Annotated in this window: 24 protein-coding genes; 9 read left to right on the plus strand and 15 right to left on the minus strand. The window is 39.7% G+C overall.

Annotated elements, in window-relative coordinates:
- Positions 1–18: 18 nt before the first annotated feature.
- The 4 genes from pdhA to ACOQO1_RS17700 all read left to right on the plus strand — a co-directional run bounded on the left by pdhA (position 19) and on the right by ACOQO1_RS17700 (position 4,556).
- A complete protein-coding gene (gene pdhA / locus ACOQO1_RS17685) occupies positions 19–1,017 on the plus strand; it encodes a pyruvate dehydrogenase (acetyl-transferring) E1 component subunit alpha (protein WP_420604203.1) in 999 nt (332 codons plus the stop codon).
- Between the two features lie 4 nt (positions 1,018–1,021).
- The gene (locus ACOQO1_RS17690) at positions 1,022–2,656 is read left to right on the plus strand and encodes a 2-oxo acid dehydrogenase subunit E2 (RefSeq protein WP_420604204.1); all 1,635 of its coding nucleotides are present in this window, start codon (positions 1,022–1,024) and stop codon (positions 2,654–2,656) included.
- Between the two features lie 93 nt (positions 2,657–2,749).
- Positions 2,750–3,784: a M28 family metallopeptidase gene (locus ACOQO1_RS17695; protein WP_420604205.1), complete on the plus strand. Its 1,035-nt coding sequence runs from the start codon at positions 2,750–2,752 to the stop codon at positions 3,782–3,784.
- Between the two features lie 94 nt (positions 3,785–3,878).
- Positions 3,879–4,556, plus strand: a complete 678-nt coding sequence (locus ACOQO1_RS17700) for an SDR family NAD(P)-dependent oxidoreductase (protein ID WP_420604206.1) — start codon at positions 3,879–3,881, stop codon at positions 4,554–4,556.
- Between the two features lie 54 nt (positions 4,557–4,610).
- Here the strand turns inward: ACOQO1_RS17700 and ACOQO1_RS17705 are convergent, their stop codons facing one another.
- Both ACOQO1_RS17705 and ACOQO1_RS17710 read right to left on the minus strand, forming a co-directional pair.
- The gene (locus ACOQO1_RS17705; RefSeq protein ID WP_420604207.1) at positions 4,611–5,735 is read right to left on the minus strand and encodes an inorganic phosphate transporter; all 1,125 of its coding nucleotides are present in this window, start codon (positions 5,733–5,735) and stop codon (positions 4,611–4,613) included.
- Positions 5,736–5,910: 175 nt separating this feature from the next.
- Positions 5,911–7,380: a sulfatase gene (locus ACOQO1_RS17710; protein WP_420604208.1), complete on the minus strand. Its 1,470-nt coding sequence runs from the start codon at positions 7,378–7,380 to the stop codon at positions 5,911–5,913.
- 87 nt (positions 7,381–7,467) lie between these two features.
- Here ACOQO1_RS17710 and ACOQO1_RS17715 point away from each other — a divergent pair, with 87 nt between their 5' ends.
- The 3 genes from ACOQO1_RS17715 to ACOQO1_RS17725 are packed head-to-tail and all read left to right on the plus strand — an operon-like array spanning position 7,468 to position 10,649.
- A complete protein-coding gene (locus ACOQO1_RS17715) occupies positions 7,468–8,091 on the plus strand; it encodes a SprT-like domain-containing protein (RefSeq protein WP_420604209.1) in 624 nt (207 codons plus the stop codon).
- Positions 8,092–8,109: 18 nt separating this feature from the next.
- Complete coding sequence (locus tag ACOQO1_RS17720) at positions 8,110–9,189, plus strand: mannose-1-phosphate guanylyltransferase (RefSeq protein ID WP_420604210.1); 1,080 nt, start codon at positions 8,110–8,112, stop codon at positions 9,187–9,189.
- Between the two features lie 2 nt (positions 9,190–9,191).
- The gene (locus ACOQO1_RS17725; RefSeq protein ID WP_420604211.1) at positions 9,192–10,649 is read left to right on the plus strand and encodes a DUF389 domain-containing protein; all 1,458 of its coding nucleotides are present in this window, start codon (positions 9,192–9,194) and stop codon (positions 10,647–10,649) included.
- A gap of 8 nt (positions 10,650–10,657) precedes the next feature.
- Here the strand turns inward: ACOQO1_RS17725 and ACOQO1_RS17730 are convergent, their stop codons facing one another.
- Together ACOQO1_RS17730 and ACOQO1_RS17735 are read right to left on the minus strand one after the other, a co-directional pair.
- Positions 10,658–11,425 carry an ABC transporter ATP-binding protein gene (locus ACOQO1_RS17730; protein WP_420604212.1) on the minus strand — a complete coding sequence of 256 codons (768 nt, stop codon included), beginning with the start codon at positions 11,423–11,425 and terminating at the stop codon, positions 10,658–10,660.
- Entirely contained in the window at positions 11,425–12,162 is a 738-nt protein-coding gene (locus ACOQO1_RS17735) for an MlaE family ABC transporter permease (RefSeq protein WP_097046979.1), read from the minus strand. Before ACOQO1_RS17735 ends, ACOQO1_RS17730 begins: the two co-directional genes overlap by 1 nt.
- 118 nt (positions 12,163–12,280) lie before the next feature.
- Between ACOQO1_RS17735 and pafA the strand changes: the two genes are divergently transcribed.
- Positions 12,281–13,951 carry an alkaline phosphatase PafA gene (gene pafA / locus ACOQO1_RS17740; RefSeq protein WP_420604213.1) on the plus strand — a complete coding sequence of 557 codons (1,671 nt, stop codon included), beginning with the start codon at positions 12,281–12,283 and terminating at the stop codon, positions 13,949–13,951.
- A gap of 89 nt (positions 13,952–14,040) precedes the next feature.
- Here the strand turns inward: pafA and ACOQO1_RS17745 are convergent, their stop codons facing one another.
- From ACOQO1_RS17745 to gcvP, 10 genes are all read right to left on the minus strand, one after another.
- Positions 14,041–14,193: a hypothetical protein gene (locus ACOQO1_RS17745; RefSeq protein WP_420604214.1), complete on the minus strand. Its 153-nt coding sequence runs from the start codon at positions 14,191–14,193 to the stop codon at positions 14,041–14,043.
- Positions 14,194–14,223: 30 nt separating this feature from the next.
- The gene (locus ACOQO1_RS17750) at positions 14,224–14,658 is read right to left on the minus strand and encodes a hypothetical protein (RefSeq protein WP_420604215.1); all 435 of its coding nucleotides are present in this window, start codon (positions 14,656–14,658) and stop codon (positions 14,224–14,226) included.
- Between the two features lie 176 nt (positions 14,659–14,834).
- A complete protein-coding gene (locus ACOQO1_RS17755; RefSeq protein ID WP_420604216.1) occupies positions 14,835–15,266 on the minus strand; it encodes a hypothetical protein in 432 nt (143 codons plus the stop codon).
- A 3-nt stretch (positions 15,267–15,269) separates the two neighbouring features.
- A complete protein-coding gene (locus ACOQO1_RS17760) occupies positions 15,270–15,683 on the minus strand; it encodes a hypothetical protein (RefSeq protein ID WP_420604217.1) in 414 nt (137 codons plus the stop codon).
- Between the two features lie 8 nt (positions 15,684–15,691).
- Complete coding sequence (locus tag ACOQO1_RS17765; RefSeq protein WP_420604218.1) at positions 15,692–17,542, minus strand: hypothetical protein; 1,851 nt, start codon at positions 17,540–17,542, stop codon at positions 15,692–15,694.
- Between the two features lie 278 nt (positions 17,543–17,820).
- Positions 17,821–18,801: a 2-hydroxyacid dehydrogenase gene (locus ACOQO1_RS17770; protein WP_420604219.1), complete on the minus strand. Its 981-nt coding sequence runs from the start codon at positions 18,799–18,801 to the stop codon at positions 17,821–17,823.
- Between the two features lie 36 nt (positions 18,802–18,837).
- Positions 18,838–19,680 (minus strand): glycosyltransferase, encoded by an 843-nt coding sequence (locus ACOQO1_RS17775; RefSeq protein WP_420604220.1) that lies wholly within the window; start codon positions 19,678–19,680, stop codon positions 18,838–18,840.
- Positions 19,681–19,703: 23 nt separating this feature from the next.
- Positions 19,704–20,264 (minus strand): methyltransferase, encoded by a 561-nt coding sequence (locus ACOQO1_RS17780; RefSeq protein WP_420604221.1) that lies wholly within the window; start codon positions 20,262–20,264, stop codon positions 19,704–19,706.
- On the minus strand, positions 20,265–21,323 hold the full coding sequence (locus ACOQO1_RS17785) for a 3-oxoacyl-ACP synthase III family protein (protein WP_420604222.1): 1,059 nt from the start codon (positions 21,321–21,323) through the stop codon (positions 20,265–20,267).
- A 163-nt stretch (positions 21,324–21,486) separates the two neighbouring features.
- Positions 21,487–24,339, minus strand: a complete 2,853-nt coding sequence (gene gcvP, locus ACOQO1_RS17790) for an aminomethyl-transferring glycine dehydrogenase (RefSeq protein WP_420604223.1) — start codon at positions 24,337–24,339, stop codon at positions 21,487–21,489.
- A gap of 125 nt (positions 24,340–24,464) precedes the next feature.
- On the opposite strand from gcvP, the gene ACOQO1_RS17795 reads away from it, so the two are divergent.
- Positions 24,465–25,289, plus strand: a complete 825-nt coding sequence (locus ACOQO1_RS17795; protein ID WP_420604224.1) for a hypothetical protein — start codon at positions 24,465–24,467, stop codon at positions 25,287–25,289.
- Here the strand turns inward: ACOQO1_RS17795 and ACOQO1_RS17800 are convergent.
- Positions 25,286–25,516 carry a hypothetical protein gene (locus ACOQO1_RS17800; RefSeq protein ID WP_420604225.1) on the minus strand — a complete coding sequence of 77 codons (231 nt, stop codon included), beginning with the start codon at positions 25,514–25,516 and terminating at the stop codon, positions 25,286–25,288. The two genes, ACOQO1_RS17795 and ACOQO1_RS17800, sit on opposite strands and share 4 nt — an antisense overlap.

The raw sequence follows: 25,516 nt of genomic DNA on the forward strand, positions 1-25,516 counted from the left end.
TCATATAATACACCATTGATGAAAAAAATCACCAAAGAAGTCTACCTGAAATGGTATGAGGACATGTTGTTCTGGAGAAAATTTGAGGACAAGCTTGCCGCTGTATATATTCAACAAAAAGTTAGGGGTTTCCTTCACTTATATAATGGTCAGGAGGCTGTATTGGCAGGCTCATTGCATGCCATGGATTTGACCAAGGATAGGATGATCACTGCATATCGTAACCACGTTCAGCCTATAGGTATGGGAGTGGATCCCAGAAAAGTGATGGCAGAATTGTACGGAAAAGTTACAGGTACCTCTAAAGGAAATGGAGGTTCCATGCATATCTTTTCCAAAGAGCATCGTTTTTACGGTGGGCATGGTATTGTTGGAGGACAAATTCCCTTAGGTGCAGGATTGGCCTTTGCCGATAAATATTTTAAAAGAGACTCAGTGACCTTGTGTTACATGGGTGATGGTGCCGTTAGACAGGGATCTTTGCATGAAGCGTTCAACTTGGCCATGCTTTGGCAATTGCCCGTGGTATTTATTTGTGAGAACAACGGTTATGCTATGGGAACATCTGTAGCCCGTACAGCATATACCACTGAAATATGGAAATTGGGATTAGGTTATGAAATGCCGTGTACCGATGTTGACGGAATGGATCCGGCTACGGTAGCCAAAGAAGTGGATAAAGCCATAGAGCGTGCTCGAACCGGAGGAGGTCCAACCTTCTTGGAGATGAAGACTTACCGCTACAGAGGGCATTCCATGTCAGATGCACAGCATTACCGAACCAAGGAAGAAGTTGAGGAATACAAAAAGATAGATCCAATTACCCAGGTTAAGGATATCATTTTTGAAAAGGGATGGGCCACCGAGGACCAGATCAAGGAAATAGACAAAAATGTAAAGGCCTTGGTGTCGGAGTGTGAAAAGTTTGCGGAGGAATCAGATTTTCCACCGTTGGAACAGATGTACGATACGGTATACGAACAAGAGGATTATCCATTTTTACAACATAAACTATAAGTAGATGGCAGAAGTAATCAACATGCCTAGGTTGAGCGATACCATGGAAGAAGGAACCGTGGCAAAATGGCTCAAAAAAGTAGGGGACAAGGTAGAGGAAGGCGATATTCTGGCCGAAATCGAGACTGATAAGGCCACAATGGAGTTTGAATCCTTTCATGAAGGTACATTGCTTCATATTGGTATTGAAGAAGGAGATGGTGCTCCGGTTGATTCGCTTTTGGCCATTATTGGGGATGAAGGTGAAGATATTTCTGCATTGTTGAATGGAGGAGGTGCACAGGCATCGGCTGAACCTGTAGTTGAGACCGAGAGTGCTCCTGAAGTTCCAGCAGCGCCTGTTGCTTCAAGTGCTGAAATTCCCGAAGGAGTTGAGGTCATTAAAATGCCTCGCTTGAGCGACACAATGGAAGAAGGTACTGTTGCCTCTTGGTTGAAAAAAGTAGGAGATGAAGTAGAAGAAGGTGATATTTTGGCTGAAATCGAAACGGACAAGGCCACTATGGAGTTCGAATCTTTCTATTCAGGTACACTCCTGCATATTGGCATACAAGAAGGAGAATCAGCACCTGTTGACGATGTATTGGCTGTTATTGGACCAGCTGGTACGGATGTTGGGGCAGTGTTGAATGCACCTGCTGGAGCAAGTGCTCCCGAAGGTACTGCAAAACCAGAGGCTGTAGCCGAAGCACCCAAAGTACAGGAGGCGACTCCGGAAGTTCAGGCTTCTCCAAACGGACAACGAATTTTGGCTTCCCCGCTGGCCAAGAAAATAGCTGGGGAAAAAGGAATCAATTTGGCCGATGTAAAAGGTTCAGGCGACCATGGCAGAATCGTAAAAAGAGATGTGGAAAATTTCCAGCCATCTCAAGCACCTGCTTCAGCACCAGCGGTTGCTGCTCCTGCTGAAACTACTGCTCCTGTTGCGGCAGCTCCAATAAATCTACCTGTAGGGGAAGAAGGAATGGAGGAAGTGAAAAATTCTACCATGCGTAAGGTAATTGCCAAACGTTTGGGTGAATCCAAATTCTCCGCTCCACATTATTATCTCACCATTGAGGTTGATATGGATAATGCCAAAGCATCAAGAGCCCAGATTAATAATTTACCAGATACCAAAGTATCATTCAATGACATGGTGCTAAAGGCTTGTGCCATGGCATTGAAAAAGCATCCACAAGTAAATACAACTTGGAATGCTGATACAACCATATACAAGCATCATGTACATATGGGTGTCGCTGTTGCTGTGGATGAAGGTTTGGTGGTTCCTGTAATTAAGTTTGCAGACCAGTTGAGCCTTACCCAACTTGGAACGTCTGTAAAGGATTTGGCGGGAAGGGCTCGTACCAAAAAGATAAAACCGGACGAAATGGAAGGAAGTACCTTCACGGTCTCCAATTTGGGGATGTTCGGGATTCTGGAATTTACCTCTATCATTAATCAACCTAACTCGGCTATCCTATCCGTGGGAGCGATTGTGGAGAAACCAGTGGTCAAAAATGGTGAAATAGTGGTAGGTAGTACCATGAAAGTGACTTTGGCATGTGATCACAGGACGGTTGATGGAGCTACAGGTGCGCAATTCCTACAAACATTGAGAGCTTACTTGGAAAATCCGGTTACTATGTTGGCTTAATTGCCGGTACCGATATAATCCAAAACCAATATTATTTTAAGCATCCTTTTAGGATGCTTTTTTTATCTTTAAAAAATTCAAAAAACGAATACAATGAAAAAAATTTTACTTGTTGTCGGAACCTTGTTTGCAATAAGTTGTGGCTCTTCCAGATCAGTTGTTACAAAAACAACTTCCGCTTCAGGTCCCGAGGGTGTAAAGGGGAGCGTAGCTGAAACTACCTCTGAGGTAAAAGTTAAAAATGTAGCTAAGACTGCTTTTACCTCTTCGGAGCGAGTGGGTGATATTATGAAATACCTCGCTTCGGATGATCTTAAAGGCCGTGATTCTGGTAGCGAGGGTATAGAAATGGCGGCCACTTATATCGAAAATTATTTCAAGAGTTATCATGTTAAGCCTTATTTTGAATCCTATCGGGATACCCTTTCCAATTTTAAAGACACCTCTTATAATGTGGTGGGAGTGGTCGAAGGCAATGACCCGACTTTGAAAAATGAATACATCTTGGTAGGAGCACATTACGATCATATTGGCACTATCGCCCCGGAAAATGGGGATTATATTGCCAATGGAGCGAATGACAACGCATCTGGAACCACTACGGTGATGGAATTGGCGCGTTATTTTGGGACCCATAAGAATAATAAGCGAAGTCTGATTTTTGCCTTGTTCAGTGCTGAGGAAAAAGGCTTATTGGGATCAGAGCATTTGGCAAAAAAGTTAAAAGAACAAAATTTGAACCTGTACGCCATGCTCAATTTTGAAATGACTGGGGTTCCACTACAGGGAAAGGATTATTTTGTGTACATCACTGGTTATGACAATTCCAATTTGGCAGAGGTAAGCAACAGCTACGCCAAGGAGAATTTGGTTGGATTTTTACCAACGGCGAAGGAATACAACCTTTTTCAACGTTCCGACAACTACCCATTTCATAAAGAATTTGGGGTGCCATCCCATACCTATTGTACTTTCGATTTCACCAACTTTAATCACTACCATAAAGTGGGCGATGAAATAGACCTAATGGATTTTGGACATATGGCCACTTTGGTGAACAAATTACTGCCAGTTTTGGAGGGGATTGCCAATGCACCGATTCAAGAAGTCAAGATAAATTCAAAATAATTGATCCTTGAAGGGTATTTTGAATCTCCATTTTCATGGGAACGACAATAGAATTAATTAAATGTAGCCTCGAGCGCAATCGAGAGATTTTTATATGGCAAACATCATTATCACAGGAACTAGTAGGGGCATCGGTTTTGAATTGGTAAAGCTTTTTGCCAAGGAAGGACATCAAGTATTGGCCCTATCTCGAAATGAAAAGCCTATTGCCGATTTAAATTTGGCCAACGTATCCACCTTTCCTTTTGATTTATCAAATCCGAAGGATTTTGAAAAAGTAACTGATTTTCTTCAGAATTGGAACAAAGTGGATGTGCTGATAAATAATGCTGGGAGCTTACTGAACAAATCCTTTTTGGAAACTTCTCCAGAAGAATTTGAAGCAGTTTACAAAGTAAATGTATTTGGCGTGGCCGAAATGACTCGTACCGTACTTCCCAAAATGGGCAAGAATGGACATGTGGTCACCATTAGCTCTATGGGTGGGGTGCAAGGCAGTGCAAAATTTCCGGGACTCTCTGCGTATAGCTCCAGTAAAGGAGCTGTAATTACCTTAACAGAGCTTTGGGCAGAAGAGTTTAAGGAGACAGGTCCCAGTTTTAATGTTTTGGCACTTGGAGCGGTACAAACAGAAATGTTGGAAGAAGCCTTCCCAGGTTATCAGGCACCAGTTACAGCCTTGGAAATGGCTTCATATGTCAAGGATTTTGCGCTTACGGGAAACAAACTTTACAATGGAAAAATACTGCAGGTGAGTAACAGCACTCCTTGATGGATTCTGTTCTCGATTTTCATATTTTAATCAAACTAGAAGCAATTTGTGCCTTTACTTAAATGTTAGAAGCAACCAGTACACTGTAGCGCTGAACAATGCCGCTATGGGCAAAGTAAGTAGCCAGGATAAAAGAATGTTTCTGACCACCTTAACGTTAGCTTTTTTGGTTACAGTTCCAATCCCAAAAATTGAACCCACACTCACATGGGTAGTGGAAACAGGCAGCCCATGTACACTGGCCGTGGTAACCAAAACTCCTGTAACAAGGTTGGCCGTAAACCCTTGACCACTGTTCATCGGAGTAATTTTTTTACTCATCATTTCCCCTACCTTCTTCGCATTTAAGAGCCCACCAATAGCCATGGCCATTGCCACAACGATCATTCCCCATTTAATATCCAAGGTGTTGATTACAATAAGTAAACCAACTATTTTGGGAGTGTCATTAAGCCCGCGGGCGAAACTCACTATTCCAGCACTTAAATAATGCGCGGTATCTAAAACTTTTTGCGCATTTATTCCTATAAAGTTTCCTTCATACTTGTCCATAAAGTCCTGTTCTTTGGATATGTGCAATGTTTTTTGCGATTTGGTCTCCACAGAGCTAAAACTATTAGAGTGTAAAGGTTTTGCCACTGCAATTTTTTCTTCACCAATATAGGCACTGGTTTCCTTAGTGACGCCTAAAGCTATCCGTAAACGCCTAAAAATGATGTACACAATCAAACTGACCACAGCAGCCATGAGCGGACTCACAATCAAGGGCATTAAAAAAGTGTTGCCCAGTTTGGCAAAATTAAATGCACTGCCTACCGCTACAACACCGCTTCCAAACAAAGCTCCCACCAAACTGTGGGTTGTAGATATGGGCATTCCAATTTTTGTAGCCATAAAAACGGTAAGTGCTGCTCCAAGAGCTATGGAAATTGCAAATTCAGGGGATTGAATCAATGTATCGGGCACAAGACCTTTTCCTGAAAAGTTTTTAACCAAGGTACTTGCCAAAAAAATCGCTGCAACCGAACCAGAGAATGTGGTTATGGTAGCCCAGTTTATAGCCTTTTTATAATTGGTGGTACCGCTGCCAAATAAGGTGGCAACCCCTTTAAAATTATCATTGGCGCCATTACTATAGGCAAGAAATCCAGCAGCTATAAAAAGAAGAATAAATATCATTTGACAAGATCAGGTTTTAGAATATTGGCTAAACAACGTATGGTTGAGGCCGTATAGTCGAGGATATGACACAACAATTACAGATATTGACTAAGAAAAATTGGTCATTTCAAGTGCTTTCGTGAGAAGAATGGAAAAAAAGTAAACGTTTTTTTATGAAAACTTTACCCGAATACTAGTTATAATCAATGCCCCTATTACTTTTTTCTACCGAACTTCTCCATTCTGAAAGATCTTCTTTTAGCTTACTTGTAAGTTCTGGATTTTGTTTGGCAATATTTTCTTTTTCCGATTTATCGTTCAATAAATCATACAACTCATAATTTCCTTTTTCTAAATCCCCTATTAGCTTGTGTTGCTGTGTTACCCATGAAATGTACGGCTTGCATATGAATCCAATTGGATCTTTTCTTTGGATTTCACTTCCTTTCAATACTTCAAGTATGCTTATGCCATCAATAGGTCTACTATTCGGGTATTCTATGTCTAAAATATCCAAAATGGTGGGCATATAGTCACTTGTTACCATAGGAAAATCTATCCGAACACCTTCTTTAAATGTACCTTTCCAGATTACAAAAGCGGGAACCCTTACACCTCCTTCGTATAAACTTCTTTTGCGTCCGCGAAAAACACCCGCACTACCAGGTGTTTCAAGTTCTGGACCGTTATCGCTGCAAAAGAAAAGGATGGTATTATTATCCAATCCTTCTTCCTTTAGTTTTTTCCACAGCCTACCAATTTGCTCATCCATTGCACTAAGAGTCCCGTAATAAATCTGTTCAGGTAAATCCAGGTCACTGTAATAGCTTCTATGGATACTGTCGCTTACTACAGGCAAATGTGGCGTATGAAACCAGATTGTGGTAAAAAATGGCTTGTTTGCTTTGTGTGAATTTTCAATAAAGGGAATTACACGATCCATTATGATACGGGAATCATCTCCTTCTAAATTTTCAGTCACTTTTTGATTTTCTCCACTCCAATATGCAGTGCCATATGCTTTGCTTGATTCCTGATTTTCCATGGATTTCCACCCATATCTCTTACTTTCTTGATGGGCAAAATCGGATGGGAAAACCATGGGGTCATAGGTAGGAACCTTGGATTCAGTGCTAAAATATTCATCATAACCATGTTCAGTTGGAATGCTATTATCATTAATGAATTCTTCTCTTCCACCCCTATTTGCATCCGTAATTTGTTTTGTTAACGTTCCCAAATGCCATTTACCAAAATGACCAGTTGTATACCCCTCTTTTTGCAGGATTTCTGGAATGGTAATTTCCTCTTCTTTCAAATGCCCACTATTGGCATATGGAATACCCATTCTCAAAGGATTTCTTCCCGTGATCAAACTAGCTCTTGTTGGAGAGCATACGGCGGAAGCTGAATAAAATCTATCGAGAATGATGCCATTTGCTGCGAGTGAATCTAAACTAGGGGTTTTTATTTGGGTGTTTCCGTTAAAACCAACATCATACCACCCCTGGTCATCTGTCATAATTAATATGATGTTGGGTTTTTGAAAAACGGGGCTTTTAATTGGCTGCTTGCATGCAATAGACCCAATCATCGCAATTAGTGGAAGTATCCAGAATTTTATTCTTTTTAGGATTTTGTAGTTGTCAATTTGTAAGATCATTCAGGTATTTTGCTCAATTAGATAAATTTAGATAAAATAACTTTGGATTTTTCCGCACAAAAGAAATCAACTTATAACTTTGTTAAGGTGAGCGACACTTTACAAAAATATTTGCCCGAACGTGCGGTTGAACCTTGTTTTGAACTCATCAAAACCCATGCAGTGCATTTAAAGATCGTAAATCATCGGGTCACTAGGCATGGGGATTATAGAAGGTTGCCCAATGGTCTCCATCAAATAACAGTGAATGCCTCACTCAACAAATATCGGTTTTTAATCACCCTGATTCATGAAATTGCCCATTTGGTAGCTTTTGAAAAATACGGGCGTAGAATCAAACCTCATGGGTTGGAATGGAAGCGAACCTTTCAACATTTAATGGTGCCTTTCATACGTCCAGAAGTATTTCCGTCACAACTGTTGCCAGTCATTGCAAATCATTTTAAAAATCCAAAGGCAAGTAGCAGTACTGATGCACGTTTGTCCATTGCGCTGAAGGCATTTGATGAAGAGGAGCGGAAAAACAGTTATGTGTATGAATTGCCCATGGGAAGTACCTTTAGGTTATACAACGGCAAATTGTTTAAAAAAGGACAAAAACGGGTAAAAAGATATGAGTGTGTAGAATTGGCTTCGGGCAGGTTATATTTGTTTCAACCCAATGCCGAAGTGGAACTGATTAAGAATGCACCAATAGAACCACCTTTTTAAGGTAAAGAATAAGCAAAAATGAACAGAAATTATTATGCAATACTTATGGCTGGGGGTGTGGGATCTCGTTTTTGGCCTGTGAGCACTTCATCAAACCCTAAACAGTTCCATGATATGTTGGGCGCCGGAAGAACCCTGATTCAAAAAACGTTCGATCGTCTCAACAGGTTCATTCCAACAGAGAACATTTTGATTCTGACCAATGAGCGTTATAACGATTTGGTTTTGGAGCAATTGCCTATGGTGAAACAAGAACAGGTTGTGCTAGAGCCTGCAATGAGAAATACTGCGCCTTGCATTTTATATGCTTCGCTCAAAATCCAAAAAATGAATCCCAATGCCGTGATGATCGTGGCACCCAGTGACCATTGGATAGAGGATGAGCAAGCATTTGAAAATAATGTAAAAGCATGTTTTGACAAATGTGAAAAAGAAGAAGTGCTATGTACTTTGGGCATACAACCTACTTTTCCAAATACTGGATTTGGTTATATCGAATTTGAAAAGGGAAGTGACAAAAAACTGAAAAAGGTGTCCCAATTTAGGGAGAAACCTGATTATGAAACAGCAAAGGAGTTTTTGGCACAAGGTAATTTCCTTTGGAATGCCGGAATTTTTATGTGGGGAGTGAATACCATTGTCAATGCTTTTAAAAACTATCAGCCTAAACAATACCAGTTGTTCGAGCAGGGAATTTCTTGTTATAACACGGTTGAGGAACAAGCCTTTATACAGGAAAACTATCCCAAGGCAGAGAACATCTCCATAGATTATGCTATCTTGGAGAAATCCAAGTCCATTTTTACATTGCCAGCCACTTTTGATTGGAACGATCTTGGAACTTGGGGTGCTTTGTATGAGAAATTGGATAAAGATGCTGAGGATAATGCTGTTGTAAACAGTACGGTATTATTGAATGAAGCTAAAGGAAACATGATTCGTTCCCCAAAGGGGAAAGTGGTAGTTGTGGATGGACTTGAGGATTATATTATTGTAGATAAAGAAGAAGTGTTGTTGATTTATCCAAAATCTAAACAGCAGAACATAAAAGAGGTGCTTAACCAAGTAAAGGAAAAATTTGGTGACCAGTATGCATAATTATGAGTGAACATTTATTTGCTAACGGGGAAAATACACCCGGTCAAGATAGTGGAGATGATGTAAAAAAGGACTTTAAGGGGCTTTTAGGCAGTGTACGGAAGTTTCTTTCCGAACTTTTGGAGATAAGGACCAATACAGATGCCGCGGCTACCAAAGAGTCCATTATTGTTGATATTCCTTTTAAGGGGCATACTTCTTGGATTTTGATTTGCTCTATTTTTATAGCTTCCGTTGGATTGAATGCTAACTCTACCGCAGTGGTTATCGGTGCTATGTTAATTTCTCCATTGATGGGGCCTATTTTAGGAATGGGTATGTCTTTGGCAATCAATGATATTGATACGTTGCGTAGATCGCTCAAGAATTTTACGGTAATGGTGGTTCTGAGCGTGGTTACGGCCTTTCTATTCTTTTACCTGTTTCCGTTGCGGGATGAATCTTCAGAGCTTTTGGCTAGGACAAAACCTGATATCCGTGATGTGCTGATAGCATTTTTTGGTGGTTTGGCCTTGGTGATTGCTCGGGCTAAAAAGGGTACAATTGCCAGTGTTATTTTTGGTGTTGCCATAGCCACGGCGCTTATGCCACCGTTGTGTACTGTTGGTTTTGGGCTGGCCATTGGTAAGCCTTGGTATGCGGCCGGGGCCATGTACCTGTTTATTATCAATACCATTTTTATTGGCTTGGCCACTTTTTTGGTCATTAAGTTCTTGCGATTCCCAATGGTTCGATATGCCAATTCGCAACGAAGACGGTTTATTGCACGAGTTGCTTCCATAACGGGTATTTTGGTTATGATTCCTGCCGGATTTACCTTTTATCAGGTTTTTCAGGAGTCGCTTTTTAAGAAACAAGCACAAGAATTCCTAAAGGAAACTATTGAAGTCTATCAGTTTAATGAATCTGGGCGATATGTGGATAATTTAACCAAATTGGAATTCAACAAGGGAGAAACTCCTTTGATCGAATTGGTTTGTATGGGGGACGAATTGATTCCTGAAAATGTCATCAATACATGGCGTGTTCAAAAAAATGAACATTCGCGATTGAAAGATGCGGAATTTCGGATTTTACAGGGTGGAAAGGATGATTCAGAAGAAAAGTTCAATTATGTAAGTGAGCTTTATGAAAAAAACAAAGCCGAATTGTTGAACAAGGATGAACAAATACGATTGTTGGAAGAGGAAGTGGCCACTCTAACCAAAAATGCGGGAAAACAGATTCCCTTCAACAACATTAGTGCTGAAGCTAAAGCCAATTATACAAATATTGAGGGATTGGGTTTTTCATATCAAATCCAAACTGACTTTAAAAAGCAGGATACTGTTCCTGTTTTTGAGGTGAAATGGAAAAATGGAATCCAAAACAGTCAAAAGGAGAACGATGCAAAAAAGATGTTGACTTGGCTTAAGGTCAGACTTCAGGACAGCACCATTGTAATGAAAGAAGCAGACTAAGACATCAGTTAGTTCCTTTCTTCAATATACATCTGGCGCACTTTCTTGAAAAGTTCGGAGGAATAGACAAAATTTGTCACTGCTTCATTGTCCGTTTTAAAAATTTCTTTATTGGTGCCTTCCCACTCCTTAATTCCATCTTTTAAAAAGATGATTTTTTCACCAATTTCCATTACGGAATTCATATCGTGGGTATTGATGATGGTGGTAATGTTATATTCCTTGGTAATTTCTTGGATTAAGTTGTCAATTAAGATTGCTGTTTTGGGATCAAGGCCCGAATTGGGCTCATCACAAAACAAGTATTTGGGATTCATTACAATCGCTCGTGCAATGGCTACACGCTTTTGCATACCTCCAGAGATTTCCGAGGGAAATTTTTTATGGGCATCAATAAGGTTGACCCGTTCCAGTACAAAGTTTACACGATCTTGCATTTCAGCTTTAGTCTGATTGGTGAACATATCCAAAGGAAACATTACGTTGCCTTCCACGGTCATGGAATCAAAAAGGGCACTTCCCTGAAAAACCATACCCATTTCTTGACGTAAATCACGTCTTTCGCTTCTGGAGAGTTCAGAATAAAATTGCCCGTTATAGCAAATTTGACCTTCATCTGGTTCAAAGAGCCCCAACAAACACTTTAGAAAAACAGTTTTTCCGGAACCACTCTGTCCAATGACCAAATTGGTTTTTCCATCTTCAAAAACAGTGCTAATGCCTTTCAGTACATGGGCATCTCCAAATGATTTGTGGATGTTTTCAACTTCAATCATCAGCCTAAAATTAATTGTGTAAGTATATAATTCAAAATGATGATGACTACACTGGTCCAGACAAAAGCGGTAGTACTTGCTTTACCTACCTCAAGAGCTCCACCTTTCATGAAAAAACCATGAAAAGAGGGTACTGTGGCAATTACAAAAGCAAATATGAGGGTCTTGATAAATGCATATGTCACATGGAACGATTCAAATTCCATTTGAAGCCCCTTGATGAATTCACCACTTGGGGCATAACCTCCAAAAACCGCAGCGATCCATCCACCCAAAACACCAACAAACATAGCTATGGCAACAGCAAAAGGATACATAAACATGGCAATTATCTTGGGAAAGACCAGATAATTCAATGAATTCACACCCATGACCTCCAATGCGTCTATTTGTTCGGTAACTCGCATGGTACCTATACTGGATGTGATATAAGAACCTACCTTTCCTGCCATAATGATTGACGTAAAAGTTGGGGCAAATTCTAAAATAACGGATTGTCTGGTGGCAAATCCGATGAGACTTTTGGGCAAGAACGGATTATTTAGGTTTAGCGCGGTCTGAATGGTAACAACACCTCCTATAAAGAAAGCAATAAAGATGATGATACCCATGGAACCATATATCAGTTCATCGATTTCCTTTAAAATCAGGGATCTCATGATTGGCCATTTGGTGGGTTTTTTAAATACTTCCCAAACCATGATGAAGTATTTTCCAATCGCTTCAAGATAATTCATGCACTAAAAATAGACTTGCAGCCATAAAAATAAGAATATTGCCGTGCATTTAACCTTGAATTTAAATTTTAAAAAAGATAATTGAATAGTTTTGCTTCTGTTTAACAAAATACGATCCATGAAAAGAATCCATCTGTTAGTAGTAGTATTATCGCTTTTTAGTATAAGTACCTCCATAGCGCAGCGAAGAGGAAAGAATGTTCCGGAGCCCAAACCTGTGCAAATTTCACAATCACCTAAATTGGTGGTTGGGATTGTTGTGGATCAAATGCGATATGATTATTTGACCCGCTTTTGGAATCATTATGGGCAAGGTGGTTTTAAACGATTGATTAGTCAAGGTTTTAATTGCAAGAACCATCATTTTAATTATGCACCAACAAGTACCGGGCCTGGCCATGCATCGGTTTATACAGGGACCACACCTGCCACACATGGTATTATTGGCAACAATTGGTACGATAAAACCCAGGATAAAGAGGTATACTGTGCCTCGGATGATGGTTATGAATCAGTAGGGACTGCATCAGATGCTGGGGAAATGTCGCCCCACCGTTTAGTGACCACCACCATTACGGATCAGTTGCGGCTGCATACCCAAAAAAGAGGAAAAGTGATTGCTGTGGCACTTAAAGATCGTGGAGCGGTATTGCCTGGCGGACATGCTGCCAATGCTGCTTATTGGTTTGAAGGTGGAGACAGTGGCCAATGGATAAGTAGTACGTATTATATGCAGCAATTACCGCAATGGGTGATGGATTTTAACGCGTCTGATAGGGTAGAGGCCTATAAAAAACCTTGGACAACTTTGAAGGATATCAATTTGTATTTGGAAAGTGGCCCTGACAATAATGGTTATGAAGGATTGTTTGAAGATGAAACCACGCCCACATTTCCGCATAGCACTCCAAACCTATTGAGCAAGACCAAGGATTTTGAAATCCTGAAATACACCCCTTATGGCAATAGTATCACCGCAGATTTTGCTCTTGAAGCTCTTGAAAAGGAAAGCTTGGGTACGGATGCCATAACAGATTTCTTGGCCATCAGTTTTTCAAGTACAGATTATATTGGACATAAATACGGAGTGAATTCCAAGGAAGTTCAAGATGTGTATTTACGTTTGGATAAGGATTTGGAGCGTATTCTGAACACATTGGACAATAAGGTAGGAGTTGGACAATATACTGTATTCTTGACTGCTGATCATGGAGCAGTAAATGTGCCAGCCTATTTAAAAGATCAAAAAATTCCGGCTGGATATTTGGACTTGGATGAAATGAAAACCAAGTTCACCGAGTTTATAAAATACAAGTATGGCACTACTGATGTAGTAAAACAAATTTCTGACATGCAGATATTTTTAGATCATAAGGTAATTGCCAACTTGGATATGGATTTGGACGATGTGGAAGAGGAAATTGCTTTTGAACTTTTAGGTTATGAAGGGGTGAATGAGGTATATACTGCCCATCAACTTTGGGGTAATGAGTATACTTCGGGAATACCATATTTACTTCAGAACGGCTACAACCAAAAACGGTCTGGAGATGTATGGATAGTGCAACGTCCTGGTTTTGCAGACTATCATAGGACAGGTTCCACCCATGGCTCTCCAATGATCTATGATACGCACGTACCTTTGCTGTTCTATGGAAACGGCATAAAAAAGGGTAGCACTGCAAATAGGACTGAAATTCCGGATATTGCTCCTACCATAGCCACTTTATTAGGGATTGCATTTCCAAATGGAACTACTGGGAAACCTATTGGTGAGGTGTTGGAGTAACTCTTAATGGGATTGGTTTTACGGGGAAGTATCCTTAAATGGAACGTTTTTTTGCAATTAACAAATAAAGTTTAATTCCAAAAGAAAACTCAAAATCCACCCTTGGAATATCTGTCATTGGTAAGAGTGGTCTCCACACCCTCTGCCCAACTTTCCATAGGTATGTCCCTTTTACAGCTTCTGGCTACAATGGAAAATATACCGGGATCTAGTCTTGCATTGTAAGTATACTTTGATGGCATTAGTGTTGTGACTACTATTCTGTATAACTCTTAGTCTGGTAGCTCGAAAACATTTTCTAAAAGATTAGGGGTCAATACGTATTGGTATGTTCTTGGAGCTATTTCTGTGAAAATAGTACCTGCGGATATAGTAAATATTTTATAATCTTCAGCAAAGCACAATCCTTCTATATTAGATGCTAATCCGTGGCATCGATATCCTTTTTTAGTATTTGGAATCCGAATCTCAAGTTCTAAAGAACAAAGTCCACCACTGTATCCATCTTCTACAATAACCTTACATTGAAATATGTCCCCTACAGGGATTAGCTCCATACGCCCAAAGTCACTTGTAATTAGCAAATCAATGTCCGTATTGTTTTTTAAAATATAGGTGTATGTACGTGAGTTGGGGCCATCATATTCTATACCGCTACCACAAGAATAGAGTATAAGAAATATGGCTGTAATTATATATTTGTTCATTTATCTGCAATTATTGTACATATAAACACCAAACAATTCATCTATAAATCTTTCTGTTCTATTATAGTGTTGACTTTTTAACCGTTCTTTCCATCCGTGTGGACCATCACCGTTTGAAAAAGCACCAACCCTAACAATAGGGTTGGAAAAAGTTCCTTTGCACCCATTTTAAATGCTTATTCTGGCAACTCATGAGCGTTTTCATAGTCTTCTTGAGTCACAAGAAATTCATAAGTGTCATTGATATTTTCAAAACCTCCATTTGGTAAAAGAGGATTTCTTTTGTTGGAAAAAGAAAAATCGTCAAAAGTAGAACTCGTTGAAATGTACCCCCTATTAGTGCTAAATTTTATAACCATTGAATCAACATTGCAAAAGTTTGGATAGTACCCTCTAAAGTTTTCATCAGAATAAATACAAGATTGACTGTTCTCATCATTGTTTAAGTTATCTTGAAAAAGAAACTCATTTTTATTGAATGCTAGAAGTGTTAAAGAAGCATTGGTGGCATTTTTAATGCTTACGTCAAAATTGTGCAAATCAGGTTCACCTGTACAGGCTGAAAAGATAGATGACACAAGACTGATAAAAGAAACTTTTTTTTGCATTTTTTAATCTGGCAGTTCATGGGCGTTTTCATAATCTTGCTGAGTAATTAAAAACTCATAGTTATTGCCATTATTTTGAAAACCCATTCCCTGAATGAATATGGATTTTCCATTTAAAAAGCGATATGTATTTTGATTATTGTCTAGACGAATATCAATGTATCCTTTTGAATTGTTTAAATCCACTACCATGGAATCCAGTTTGCATCCGGCCATGCCATAAAAAGATTCTGAAGAATATTCGCATATTTTAAAGGTATCACCTTGATTTATAATTTTTTGTAATTGTAATTTATGTTCGCTAAAACATCTTATTTCCAATGATATGTTTGTATTGTTGCTGATACTTATGGAAAAATCATGTTGAGCGGATTCATCAGTACATGAACAAATGATAAACATAATTAACAAAATCATAAAAAATTTTAATTGCATCTTTCTGGGTTGTTATTGGTTAATACGGCCTGTAGATAATCAAAAAGTTCACTTAAATTATTTTCACTAGGATTATAATAGTAATTTCTTAGGCTTCGCTCCCAACAATCAAATGTTCTGCATCCATTTAAGGCATTTTGAATTTGATTAAGCCGATAATTCTGAACCCTATCTATTGGATAGATAGTTGAGAAAGCTTTATTTTGATTGAGGTTATCAATCAAATCAGCTACAATCGGAGTATATTCTGTCATCTCGGATACTGTTTTTCTTTGTTTGCGATAATTCCATCCAATATTGTCATTTTCAGGTCTAAAGTAACTGCTGGACAACCTGGAGTATCTATCATTGGTAAGAATGGTCTCTACACCCTCGGCCCAACTTTCCATAAGTATGTCTCTTTTACAACTGCGGGCCACAATGGAAAAGATACCGGGATCCAGCTCTCTATGCCCTGCATGTGTAAGTTCGTGTACCGTTGTGGCATAGACCCCATCACTGCCTCTATAACTGTTATGGCGTATTCTGGTTACACGTATATCAGAAGAAAAAATGTTGACTGCAGGCCGGTGTTCAGAATGTACATCCCTATTGTATTTGGCACTTATACTGCAAAACCTTGGTCTTTTTAACCCATAACGGGGCACTGCCCTTGTATAATAATCATAAGCAGCATTATGTACCAGAGCATAGAATTTGCCCCTGCCCCAAGAAAAATGCTGTTTCCATGGTTTCTTTTTATATTTGCGGGTTCCCCGGTGTCTGGCATTGTAATAAATGGTACCTGCTTTCACTACAAAATTGCCTGGGTTGTTAAAGTACACCGCATATTTTACCTTTTTGGTCTTGGTGCTACTGGTTCTAAAGTAACCATTGGCATTGGTTCTGGCCCTGCGTATCACTACCAACCCCCATTTGCGTACTTTAACCTCTGCGCCCGCAACGCCCACGGTTTTGTCAACGGCATCCTCTTGTACGGTAATATATCCATCAGGGCTCCATCTGCGGCGTCTGGCTGTTTCCTCTTGTTCCAATAGGGCCTCTACAGAGATGAGGTCTATGATCAGGTCTTTTTGTTGGTAGCCTATTTCTTGGGCTTGGGTATAGCTGTACAGGGTTCCCGTGGTATCGTTAGGTAGGTAAAATTTTAGTATGGCCAACTCATCTTCGTCCAAGTTGTTGGTTAGTTTAAGGGCCTCGAGCTCCAAGTATTCAAATACTTCCCCACTGTTGTCAACGGTAAGAATGTCCTTGGTGGTCTTGTTCACGGGCTGTTTTACGGCAATTTCCCCTTCTTGTAATTCATCTTTGTTGTCCTCTGGGGCAAAATAAAAGTTTTCCAGTCGTTCATTTTGTACCTGTTCCGGAATAGGATAATCATAAGGAACAACTGCATAGAGATAGGAATAGGGATTGTCAGCTTCCAGTTCTGGGTCCTTGTAAAAATCCCCTTCTTCTTCAATCTCATAATGTAACGGTACATTGGAGACCTGCAGTACGGTATCTTTTATAACGAGGTCATGCTCTAGACTATCTTTGGGCAAAAACCGATAATAATAATGGGAGGGCACCACTTCAATTTCATTATCTGTTTTAAAAGTCTTGGCCAATTTGCTTTTTTTTGAGTTGCTTTTAAGGTTGAGTGTAAGATTATCAAATGCTGTTTGCATATTTGCTGTCGTATAGGGAATGTCAAGTTCTTTTCCTAAAACGACGGGTTTGACATCATCTTTTTCTTCTTGACTACCTTGTTCCAAGGTAGAATTATGTTCTTTTTGGCAAGAATAGATAGATAGTACCAGTAAGAGGGTGAATAGCCTGTGACTTCTCAAAATTTTCATATAATCTGTTTTTTGAATTACTAGGTTTGAGAGGTCGATATATTGAGGTTAACACATTTTACATTTAAGTGGTAAAATCTTACTTTTTTTAAGGAAAAAGACATGGAAATTGACGGATACCGGGTTTGGATTGACGGATGACATCCTATAGGATGAAATGTTAAGCGTATTGGAAAAAGAGAATGAAAAAGCTAATCCATAAGCATTGGAGCAAGATGGAATGCCAATAGTACTTTCCAGTAAAGTAATTTAGGGAGGGTAGCTACAAAAGAAGCTTTTTATAGCCCCTCAGGATTTACAATATAAGGGACTTTACCATGCTTATAAAAACTGATGATGTTGGTAGCGCCCATTCTTGCCATTTCGTTACGAGCGGTTATAGTGGCGGAGCCAATATGGGGGAGTACACATACATTCTCCATTTCCAGAAGAGGATTGTCCGGTTTCATGGGTTCTGGATTGGTTACATCCAAGCCAGCCCCCCAAATAGTGCCATTATTGAGGGCATCTATTAAATCTTCTTCATTATGAATGGCTCCACGGGCAGTATTTATAAACAAGGCCGTAGGCTTCATTTTCTCAAAAACTGATGTATTGAACATACCTTGGGTTTCTGGAGTAAGGGCACAATGCACAGAAATTACATCGCTCTGGGATATCAATGTGTCAAAATCCACCCTTTTGGCTCTCATTTCCTTTTCAGCCTTTGGATTGGCACTCCTGTTATGATATATAATTTCCATATCATAAGCACCTTTACATCGTTGAGCCATGACCATCCCAATTCTCCCCAAGCCCAAGATACCTAGCGTTTTACCTTTTAGCTCCAGTCCTAAATGTCCAACAGGATCAAAATAACCCCACTTACCGTTCTTTATTTTTTGGTTCATAAAGAACATCTTTCGAGCGGTGGCAATCATCAGTCCAAATGCAATGTCGGCGGTGGCCTCGTTCATAGCGTTAGGTGCATATCCAATAGGAATTTTCAATTTTGTTGCTTCTTCAATATCAATATTGTCATAACCCACAGCAAATTGGGTAATGATGTCCAAATGGGAGCAAGCATTCAAAAAATTACGATCAATTTTATCGGTTAAGGTGCAGAAAAGAGCATCACAGCTTTTGGCAACCGAAATCATTTGATCATAGGGCATAGGATGTTCTTTGTCCCATGATGTTACTTCAAAACCAGCATCTTCCAATAAACGGATGGCTAAACTTGGAAAAATTCTGGTCAGGAGTATTTTTTTTGGAGCCATGTTCATTGTGATTTTATGTTGGCTTAAAGATATTGACTACAGTTTTTGTTTAATGCCTTTCCATCTGTACTTTCTAATAAAAACACCTTCTTTGGATGTTACAAACCGTGGTTTTTGACTTACTACTGCTTTTAAATAACCAAGAATCATTTGAACATAAAGTATTGGGCTTTTGGCTTGCCATGCCATTTTTAATGCTGCTATTTTGGTAAGGACTATACCATAGCGCATTTTGTAAAGCGCTTCACCCTTGGCTTGGTAGTTTTGGGAGCTATACCCATGACCTGTGGGGCGCAGATGTTTCACCTGGAGGGAGGAATCGGTCAAGGTGTCAAAATCATGGTATTTAGCAAGGAGCATATCCACAGTATCCCATCCTACACCAGGGCGGAGCCCTCCAATTTTATCAAAACAGGCTTTGTGGTATAATTTTATGGGTCCCCTGATATGATTTTTATCCGCAATACTTTCATAAACCCAGTTCGCTCCTTTTTTGATATGGAGTAATCCGGAGCACATACCCAATTTCCAATTGGATTGAAAATGGTTTAGAACGCTCTCAAAATAATTTGAAGGGAGAATGATGTCCGCATCAAATTTGCCAATTAAGTTAGGACTGGAAGTATGTTTTAAACCAAAATTAAAAGTATCCACCACTTTTTTTCCGGGGATATGCTCATCCACAGATTTTCGTTGAACAACTTTTATCCAATTAAACTTTTGGGCATAATCCGAAGCAATTTTAAAGGTGTCATCACTTGAATTGTCGTCTACAATTATAACTTCATCTGGAGTGCGGGTTTGGGAAACGAAAGAATCGAGACATTCTTTTAGAAAAGCCGCTTCGTTATGTGCCGGGACGATGATGCTAATATTCATTCACAAAAATTCCAAAAGGCAAATTACAAATTCCAATTATGATTTCTTGTTATTTGGAATTTGGAGCTTCTTTCGGCATAAACAATGTAGTACCGATTGGTAAAAAGACGAAGAAAAGGGCGTATGCCAATTTTTTTGGTGGGATTGGTCCATTTAGCGGAATCTTTAATGGTCCAACCTGCTTTTTCCAAGAGCCAATCAAACTGCCAATCTTCAAATTCGTGGTAATGACGGTCCCAAGGGTCGGTCTTGCTCCTGTAGGCCGATGAAAACCACAAGCGCATTGGTATACTTGCCACCAATTTGTTCGCTTTTATTTCCTTCAATACGTTATACGGAGCTACCAAATGCTCAAAAATTTCAAAAGCCGTAACGACATTTGCGTTAACATTGGACACTGTGCTAAAATCTACGTCCAAATCTTCTCCACCAGTATTTTTAACATCATACCCTTTGGATTTCATGATTTCTGAAAAAGGATTCTCCACACCTAGATCTAAAATAGACTCCGAGGTATTGATGTGCTTTTGTAAAAATTCTAGGGTATGCTTGTATCGTTTATTGGGAAAGTTGTTCTCGTACATTTAATATCGGTATACAATGGCATTGATGTTCATTCCAGCACCAACACTTGCAAAGATAACAACATCTCCTTTTTGTACATGATGATTTTCCAATTCACCTTTTCTAACCAGATCGAAAAGTGTAGGAATAGTGGCCACGGAACTATTGCCCAGTTTATGGATGCTCATGGGCATAATATCTTCAGGAACTTTTGTGCCATAAAGTCTGTAAAACCGTTTAATGATAGCCTCATCCATTTTTTCATTGGCCTGATGGATAAATATCTTTTTCACGGCACTAATATCAACCCCACTGTCATTTAAACAGGAAGCCATTGCTTGGGGTACATAAGTACAGGCAAATTCATAGATTTTACGCCCATGCATTTTAATGTACCGAGTATCCGGGCACCCATCCGCTTTATAGGTTTTGTCGAAAAACAAATGATAAGCTTCTCCATTTGCGTGTGTTACGGAGGCGTGGCCGAGAATTTCTCCTGAATTGGGATTAGCTTCAATAATTGCGGCACCTGCACCATCCGAATAAATCATACTGTCCCGATCGTGCTGATCAACAACCCTTGAAAGTGTCTCCCCGCCTATCACCAGACATTTTTTGGCCAATCCACTTTTAATGAATGCATTGGCTTGGATAACTCCTTCTATCCAACCTGGGCAACCAAAAAGCATGTCATAGGCTACACACTTCGGATTTTTAATTTTTAGTAAGTGTTTAACACGTGTGGCAAGGCTTGGCAGTGTATCTCCCTGGATTTTACCATGTGAAACGTCACCGAAATTATGTGCAAAAATGATATAGTCCAGCTCTTCTTTATCAATTTTGGCATCTTCAATGGCTTTTTCTGCCGCCAGATAACCAAGATCTGAAGTTTTTAGGTCCGGTTTTGCATATCGTCTTTCCGCAATTCCGGTAATGGCCTTAAATTTTTCAATAATCACGGCATTATCATAAGCAAAAGATGACCCATCGGTCTCTAGAAACTCATGTTCCAAAAAATCCTCATTTTTTGTAATAATCGATGGAATATAACTTCCGGTACCTGTAATGCCAATTTTCATGTTGAGGTTTTGATTTAGTAAGATAGTTATGAAATGGTTAAGGGATTGTAAACGTATAAAATAACATACGATGTCCAAGCAGCCCCTTTATTGGATTGATTTAAAAAAAAACCTTGGAACGCATTGCAGACCAAGGCTTTTTTTCAGTGTTTATGTTATTTGGCTATACCTCGGCATAAGCTTCAATAGGGGTGCAGGTACAAATTAAATTACGATCCCCAAAGGCCTCATCTGTTCTTCTGATCGTAGGCCAAAACTTATTTTCAGAAACATAGGGCAATGGAAATGCAGCTTTTTGCCTGCTATATGGGTACTCCCAAGTATCGTTGGTCACCATTTCCAAAGTATGGGGTGCATTTTTTAGCACGTTATTCGGGTTTTCTGCGCTGGCTTCATCAATTTCTTCACGAATGGAGTCCAAAGCATCACAAAACCTATCCAATTCGGCCAAACTTTCACTTTCCGTAGGTTCAACCATAATGGTTCCTGCCACTGGAAAGGATACGGTAGGGGCATGGAATCCGTAGTCCATTAAACGTTTGGCAATATCGGTTACTTCAATACCATGCGCTTTAAACGGTCTACAGTCAATAATCATTTCATGTGCTGCTCTTCCTTGTTCACCAGAGTAGAGCACATCAAACTTACCTTTCAATTTATCTTTGATGTAATTGGCGTTTAAAATAGCGGCTTTGGTAGAGTCGGTAAGCCCTTCAGCTCCCAGCATTTTAATATATCCATAGGAAATTAAGCAGACCAAGGCACTTCCCCAAGGAGCGGCTGATATGGCCGTAATCGCTTTTTCTCCACCTGTTTCCACCACTGGATTTGATGGAAGAAACGGTTTCAATTGCTCAGCAACACAGATAGGGCCAACTCCTGGTCCACCACCACCATGCGGAATGGCAAAGGTTTTATGCAAATTAAGGTGGCAAACATCGGCACCAATGGTTGCAGGGTTGGTCAATCCGACCTGGGCGTTCATATTGGCTCCATCCATGTATACCTGACCGCCATTTTCATGGATTAGTTTGGTGATGTGCTTTATGGAAGACTCATATACACCATGGGTGGAAGGATAGGTAACCATAAGCGCAGCCAAGTTTTCAGCATGCAACTTTACTTTTTCTTCCAAATCGGAAACATCAATGTTTCCTTTTTCGTCGGTTTTGGTAACCACAACCTTCATTCCCGCCATAACGGCTGAAGCCGGATTGGTACCATGTGCAGATGCCGGGATGATACAGATGTTTCTGTGGCCTTCCCCTCTAGATTCATGGTAAGCCCGAATTGTCATTAGTCCGGCATATTCACCTTGGGCACCTGAATTAGGTTGTAAGGAGGTAGCTGCGAACCCAGTGATGACATTGAGCTGTGATTCCAGTTCTTTTAACATTATCTGATAACCTTCTGCTTGGTCCAGAGGAACAAAAGGGTGGATATTTCCCCAATTTGCCCAGCTCAACGGAAGCATTTCCGAAGCAGCATTCAATTTCATGGTACAACTTCCCAATGAAATCATGGAGTGGTTAAGTGCCAAATCTTTGCGTTCCAATTTTTTGATGTAACGCATCAACTCAGTTTCGGAATGATAGCTATTGAATACTTCGTGTTCCAAAAATGGAACTTGACGTTTTAAACCATGAAGAATTACTTCTTCGACCTCAGAGGATTGGGATACATTATTTTTGATGCCATGGGATTCAGTAAAACAGGAAAGCAAAAGTTTAATGTCGCTCTCCGAGATAGCTTCATTTAATGAGATGGAAACTGTTTCGGAATCGATATAATTCAGGTTTATGTCCTTACTTTCCGTAACCTCTCTTAATTTTTCAGCGTTCTTGACCTGAACTTTTATGGTATCAAAAAATGATGTGTTCAATTGCTCAAAACCGAAAGCCTTGAGGCTTTGTGCTAAAAGCTTAGTATGGTCATGAACTTTGTGGGCAATATATTTTAGCCCATTTGGACCGTGGTAAACAGCATACATTCCTGCCATCACCGCCAATAAAACTTGTGCTGTACAGATGTTGGAGGTAGCCTTATCCCTTTTTATATGTTGTTCTCTGGTTTGCAATGCCATTCGCAAAGCCGGGTTGCCATCTGTATCTTTGGTCACACCTATGATTCTACCTGGAATACTTCTTTTGTATTCTTCTTTTGTGGCAAAAAAAGCAGCATGAGGTCCACCGTATCCCAAAGGAATACCAAAACGTTGTGTGGTTCCCACTACCACATCAACACCCCATTCCCCTGGAGGGGTAAGCAAAACCAAGCTTAAAATATCGGCAGCAACGGCCACTTTAATATCATTTGCCTTTGCTTTTTGAACAAAATCTGCATAATCATGCACTTGTCCATGTTTTCCAGGGTACTGCAATAGTGCTCCATAAAAATCGGCTGAGAAATCAAACTCCTCGTGGTTGCCAACAACCAATTCTACACCTATTGGCACAGAACGGGTTTGCAGTAAGCTCAAGGTTTGGGGAAGAATTTCTTCAGAAACAAAAAACTTGACGGTTCCAGCTTTCTTTTGTTGTCTGGAACGCACATCGAACAACATGGCCATAGCTTCTGCGGCCGCTGTGCTTTCATCCAAAAGAGAGGCGTTGGCCAGTTCCATTCCGGTTAAATCAGAAACCATGGTCTGGAAGTTTAACAAAGCCTCCAATCGACCTTGCGCTATTTCTGCTTGATACGGAGTGTAGGCTGTATACCAACCTGGGTTTTCAAGAATGTTTCTTTTGATTACAGAAGGGGTTAAACATTCATGGTACCCTAATCCTATATAGGTTTTGAAAACCTTGTTTTTTTCGGATAATTGCTGAACATGGGTAAGAAATTCATGCTCGCTAATGCCCTGTGGCAATTGTAAGGGTTCTTTTAATCTAATATCATCCGGAATGGTTTCATAGATCAATTGCTCCATGTTTTCGACTCCAACGATTTCGTACATACGCTGGAAATCTTTTTCGGTAATACCAATATGCCGTGAGGCAAACACATCTGTATTCATATTTTGTCCAATAAAGTGCACAAAATTAGGGATAAATTCGATGAAAATGGGCAATTTTGAATTGCAGCGAACCAAAGTTGTTAACCACAAATTAACCTTTTGGTTCTGGAAAGTGAATTCAGTGGATGCGAACACTTGATTTTATATTCAATTTTTATTTGAACGCCAGTGTACATGTGGCTTTATCGGTGTTGGCACTACTTGGGATAACTTCTCTTTTTTTGGAAGTCCCATTCAATTTTTTTCTTTTTGGCTTTGTTTTTTTTAGCACGATAGTGTGCTACAACTTTGTGAAATACGGAGTTGAAGCAAAAAAATACCTGGTTGTTGCCAGTACGTACCACAAAAACATACAGTTTTTTAGTTTTTTCTGTTTTGTGTTGGCCATTTATTTTTTGATTAACCTGGACAAAAAAATATGGATTGCTGTACTATGTCTGGGGTTGATTTCCACGCTATATGCCATTCCATTTTTACCCAAGGCCAAAAACCTTAGAAACCTTGGAGGGTTCAAGATTTATATTGTGGCTCTGGTGTGGGTGGGCTTTACTGTATTGTTGCCTATTCTAGATAATGACCTCGATATCAACTGGGATTTGAAAATATCGTTCCTACAGCGGTTTATTTTGGTTGTTGCATTGATTTTGCCTTTTGAGATCAGGGATTTGCAATGGGATGATCCACAGATAAAAACACTTCCCCAGGTTTTTGGAATCTATAAAACAAGAATGTTGGGCATTGCTTTAACAATTGTGTTTTTTGTTCTCACTTTTCTTAAAGATAACTTGATAGGAATGGAAATTTTGATGCGATTGTTGATCAGCAGTTTATTGATCATTGTGTTTCTGCAAAAGGGTAGGATGCAGCGCAGATATTTTGCTTCGTTTTGGGTAGAGGGAATCCCTATATTGTGTTTTGGGATTTTTTGGGTGTTGAGAAATCTTTTCTAAAGGTGTTTTTCCAAGTCCTTTTTCATGGCCTCCTTATCGCTTTCAGAAAGGACATTAAGGCCAGCACGCTCACAAAGTGACGTTAACGCAGTATTTTGTTTTGTGAATTTAGCACAAGTCTTGCACATAAGAATGTGCAATTTAAGCTTTGTAATTTGCCAAAAACTAGCTTCTTTATATTGTGATTTATTGCAAATATGTGCTGCTTCCTCACATGAAATCTTCAT

This window comes from Flagellimonas sp., assembly GCF_965222555.1.
Lineage (GTDB): Bacteria > Bacteroidota > Bacteroidia > Flavobacteriales > Flavobacteriaceae > Flagellimonas.

Bases quoted from the DNA above. Each gene is read 5' to 3' on its own strand.
- pdhA (WP_420604203.1), top strand. From the start codon at position 19: ATGAAAAAAATCACCAAAGAAGTCTACCTGAAATGGTATGAGGACATG.
- ACOQO1_RS17690 (WP_420604204.1), top strand. From the start codon at position 1,022: ATGGCAGAAGTAATCAACATGCCTAGGTTGAGCGATACCATGGAAGAA.
- ACOQO1_RS17695 (WP_420604205.1), top strand. From the start codon at position 2,750: ATGAAAAAAATTTTACTTGTTGTCGGAACCTTGTTTGCAATAAGTTGT.
- ACOQO1_RS17700 (WP_420604206.1), top strand. From the start codon at position 3,879: ATGGCAAACATCATTATCACAGGAACTAGTAGGGGCATCGGTTTTGAA.
- ACOQO1_RS17705 (WP_420604207.1), bottom strand. From the start codon at position 5,735: ATGATATTTATTCTTCTTTTTATAGCTGCTGGATTTCTTGCCTATAGT.
- ACOQO1_RS17710 (WP_420604208.1), bottom strand. From the start codon at position 7,380: ATGATCTTACAAATTGACAACTACAAAATCCTAAAAAGAATAAAATTC.
- ACOQO1_RS17720 (WP_420604210.1), top strand. From the start codon at position 8,110: ATGAACAGAAATTATTATGCAATACTTATGGCTGGGGGTGTGGGATCT.
- ACOQO1_RS17725 (WP_420604211.1), top strand. From the start codon at position 9,192: ATGAGTGAACATTTATTTGCTAACGGGGAAAATACACCCGGTCAAGAT.
- ACOQO1_RS17730 (WP_420604212.1), bottom strand. From the start codon at position 11,425: ATGATTGAAGTTGAAAACATCCACAAATCATTTGGAGATGCCCATGTA.
- ACOQO1_RS17735 (WP_097046979.1), bottom strand. From the start codon at position 12,162: ATGAATTATCTTGAAGCGATTGGAAAATACTTCATCATGGTTTGGGAA.
- pafA (WP_420604213.1), top strand. From the start codon at position 12,281: ATGAAAAGAATCCATCTGTTAGTAGTAGTATTATCGCTTTTTAGTATA.
- ACOQO1_RS17745 (WP_420604214.1), bottom strand. From the start codon at position 14,193: ATGCCATCAAAGTATACTTACAATGCAAGACTAGATCCCGGTATATTT.
- ACOQO1_RS17750 (WP_420604215.1), bottom strand. From the start codon at position 14,658: ATGAACAAATATATAATTACAGCCATATTTCTTATACTCTATTCTTGT.
- ACOQO1_RS17755 (WP_420604216.1), bottom strand. From the start codon at position 15,266: ATGCAAAAAAAAGTTTCTTTTATCAGTCTTGTGTCATCTATCTTTTCA.
- ACOQO1_RS17760 (WP_420604217.1), bottom strand. From the start codon at position 15,683: ATGATTTTGTTAATTATGTTTATCATTTGTTCATGTACTGATGAATCC.
- ACOQO1_RS17765 (WP_420604218.1), bottom strand. From the start codon at position 17,542: ATGAAAATTTTGAGAAGTCACAGGCTATTCACCCTCTTACTGGTACTA.
- ACOQO1_RS17770 (WP_420604219.1), bottom strand. From the start codon at position 18,801: ATGGCTCCAAAAAAAATACTCCTGACCAGAATTTTTCCAAGTTTAGCC.
- ACOQO1_RS17775 (WP_420604220.1), bottom strand. From the start codon at position 19,680: ATGAATATTAGCATCATCGTCCCGGCACATAACGAAGCGGCTTTTCTA.
- ACOQO1_RS17780 (WP_420604221.1), bottom strand. From the start codon at position 20,264: ATGTACGAGAACAACTTTCCCAATAAACGATACAAGCATACCCTAGAA.
- ACOQO1_RS17785 (WP_420604222.1), bottom strand. From the start codon at position 21,323: ATGAAAATTGGCATTACAGGTACCGGAAGTTATATTCCATCGATTATT.
- gcvP (WP_420604223.1), bottom strand. From the start codon at position 24,339: ATGAATACAGATGTGTTTGCCTCACGGCATATTGGTATTACCGAAAAA.
- ACOQO1_RS17795 (WP_420604224.1), top strand. From the start codon at position 24,465: ATGCGAACACTTGATTTTATATTCAATTTTTATTTGAACGCCAGTGTA.
- ACOQO1_RS17800 (WP_420604225.1), bottom strand. From the start codon at position 25,516: ATGAAGATTTCATGTGAGGAAGCAGCACATATTTGCAATAAATCACAA.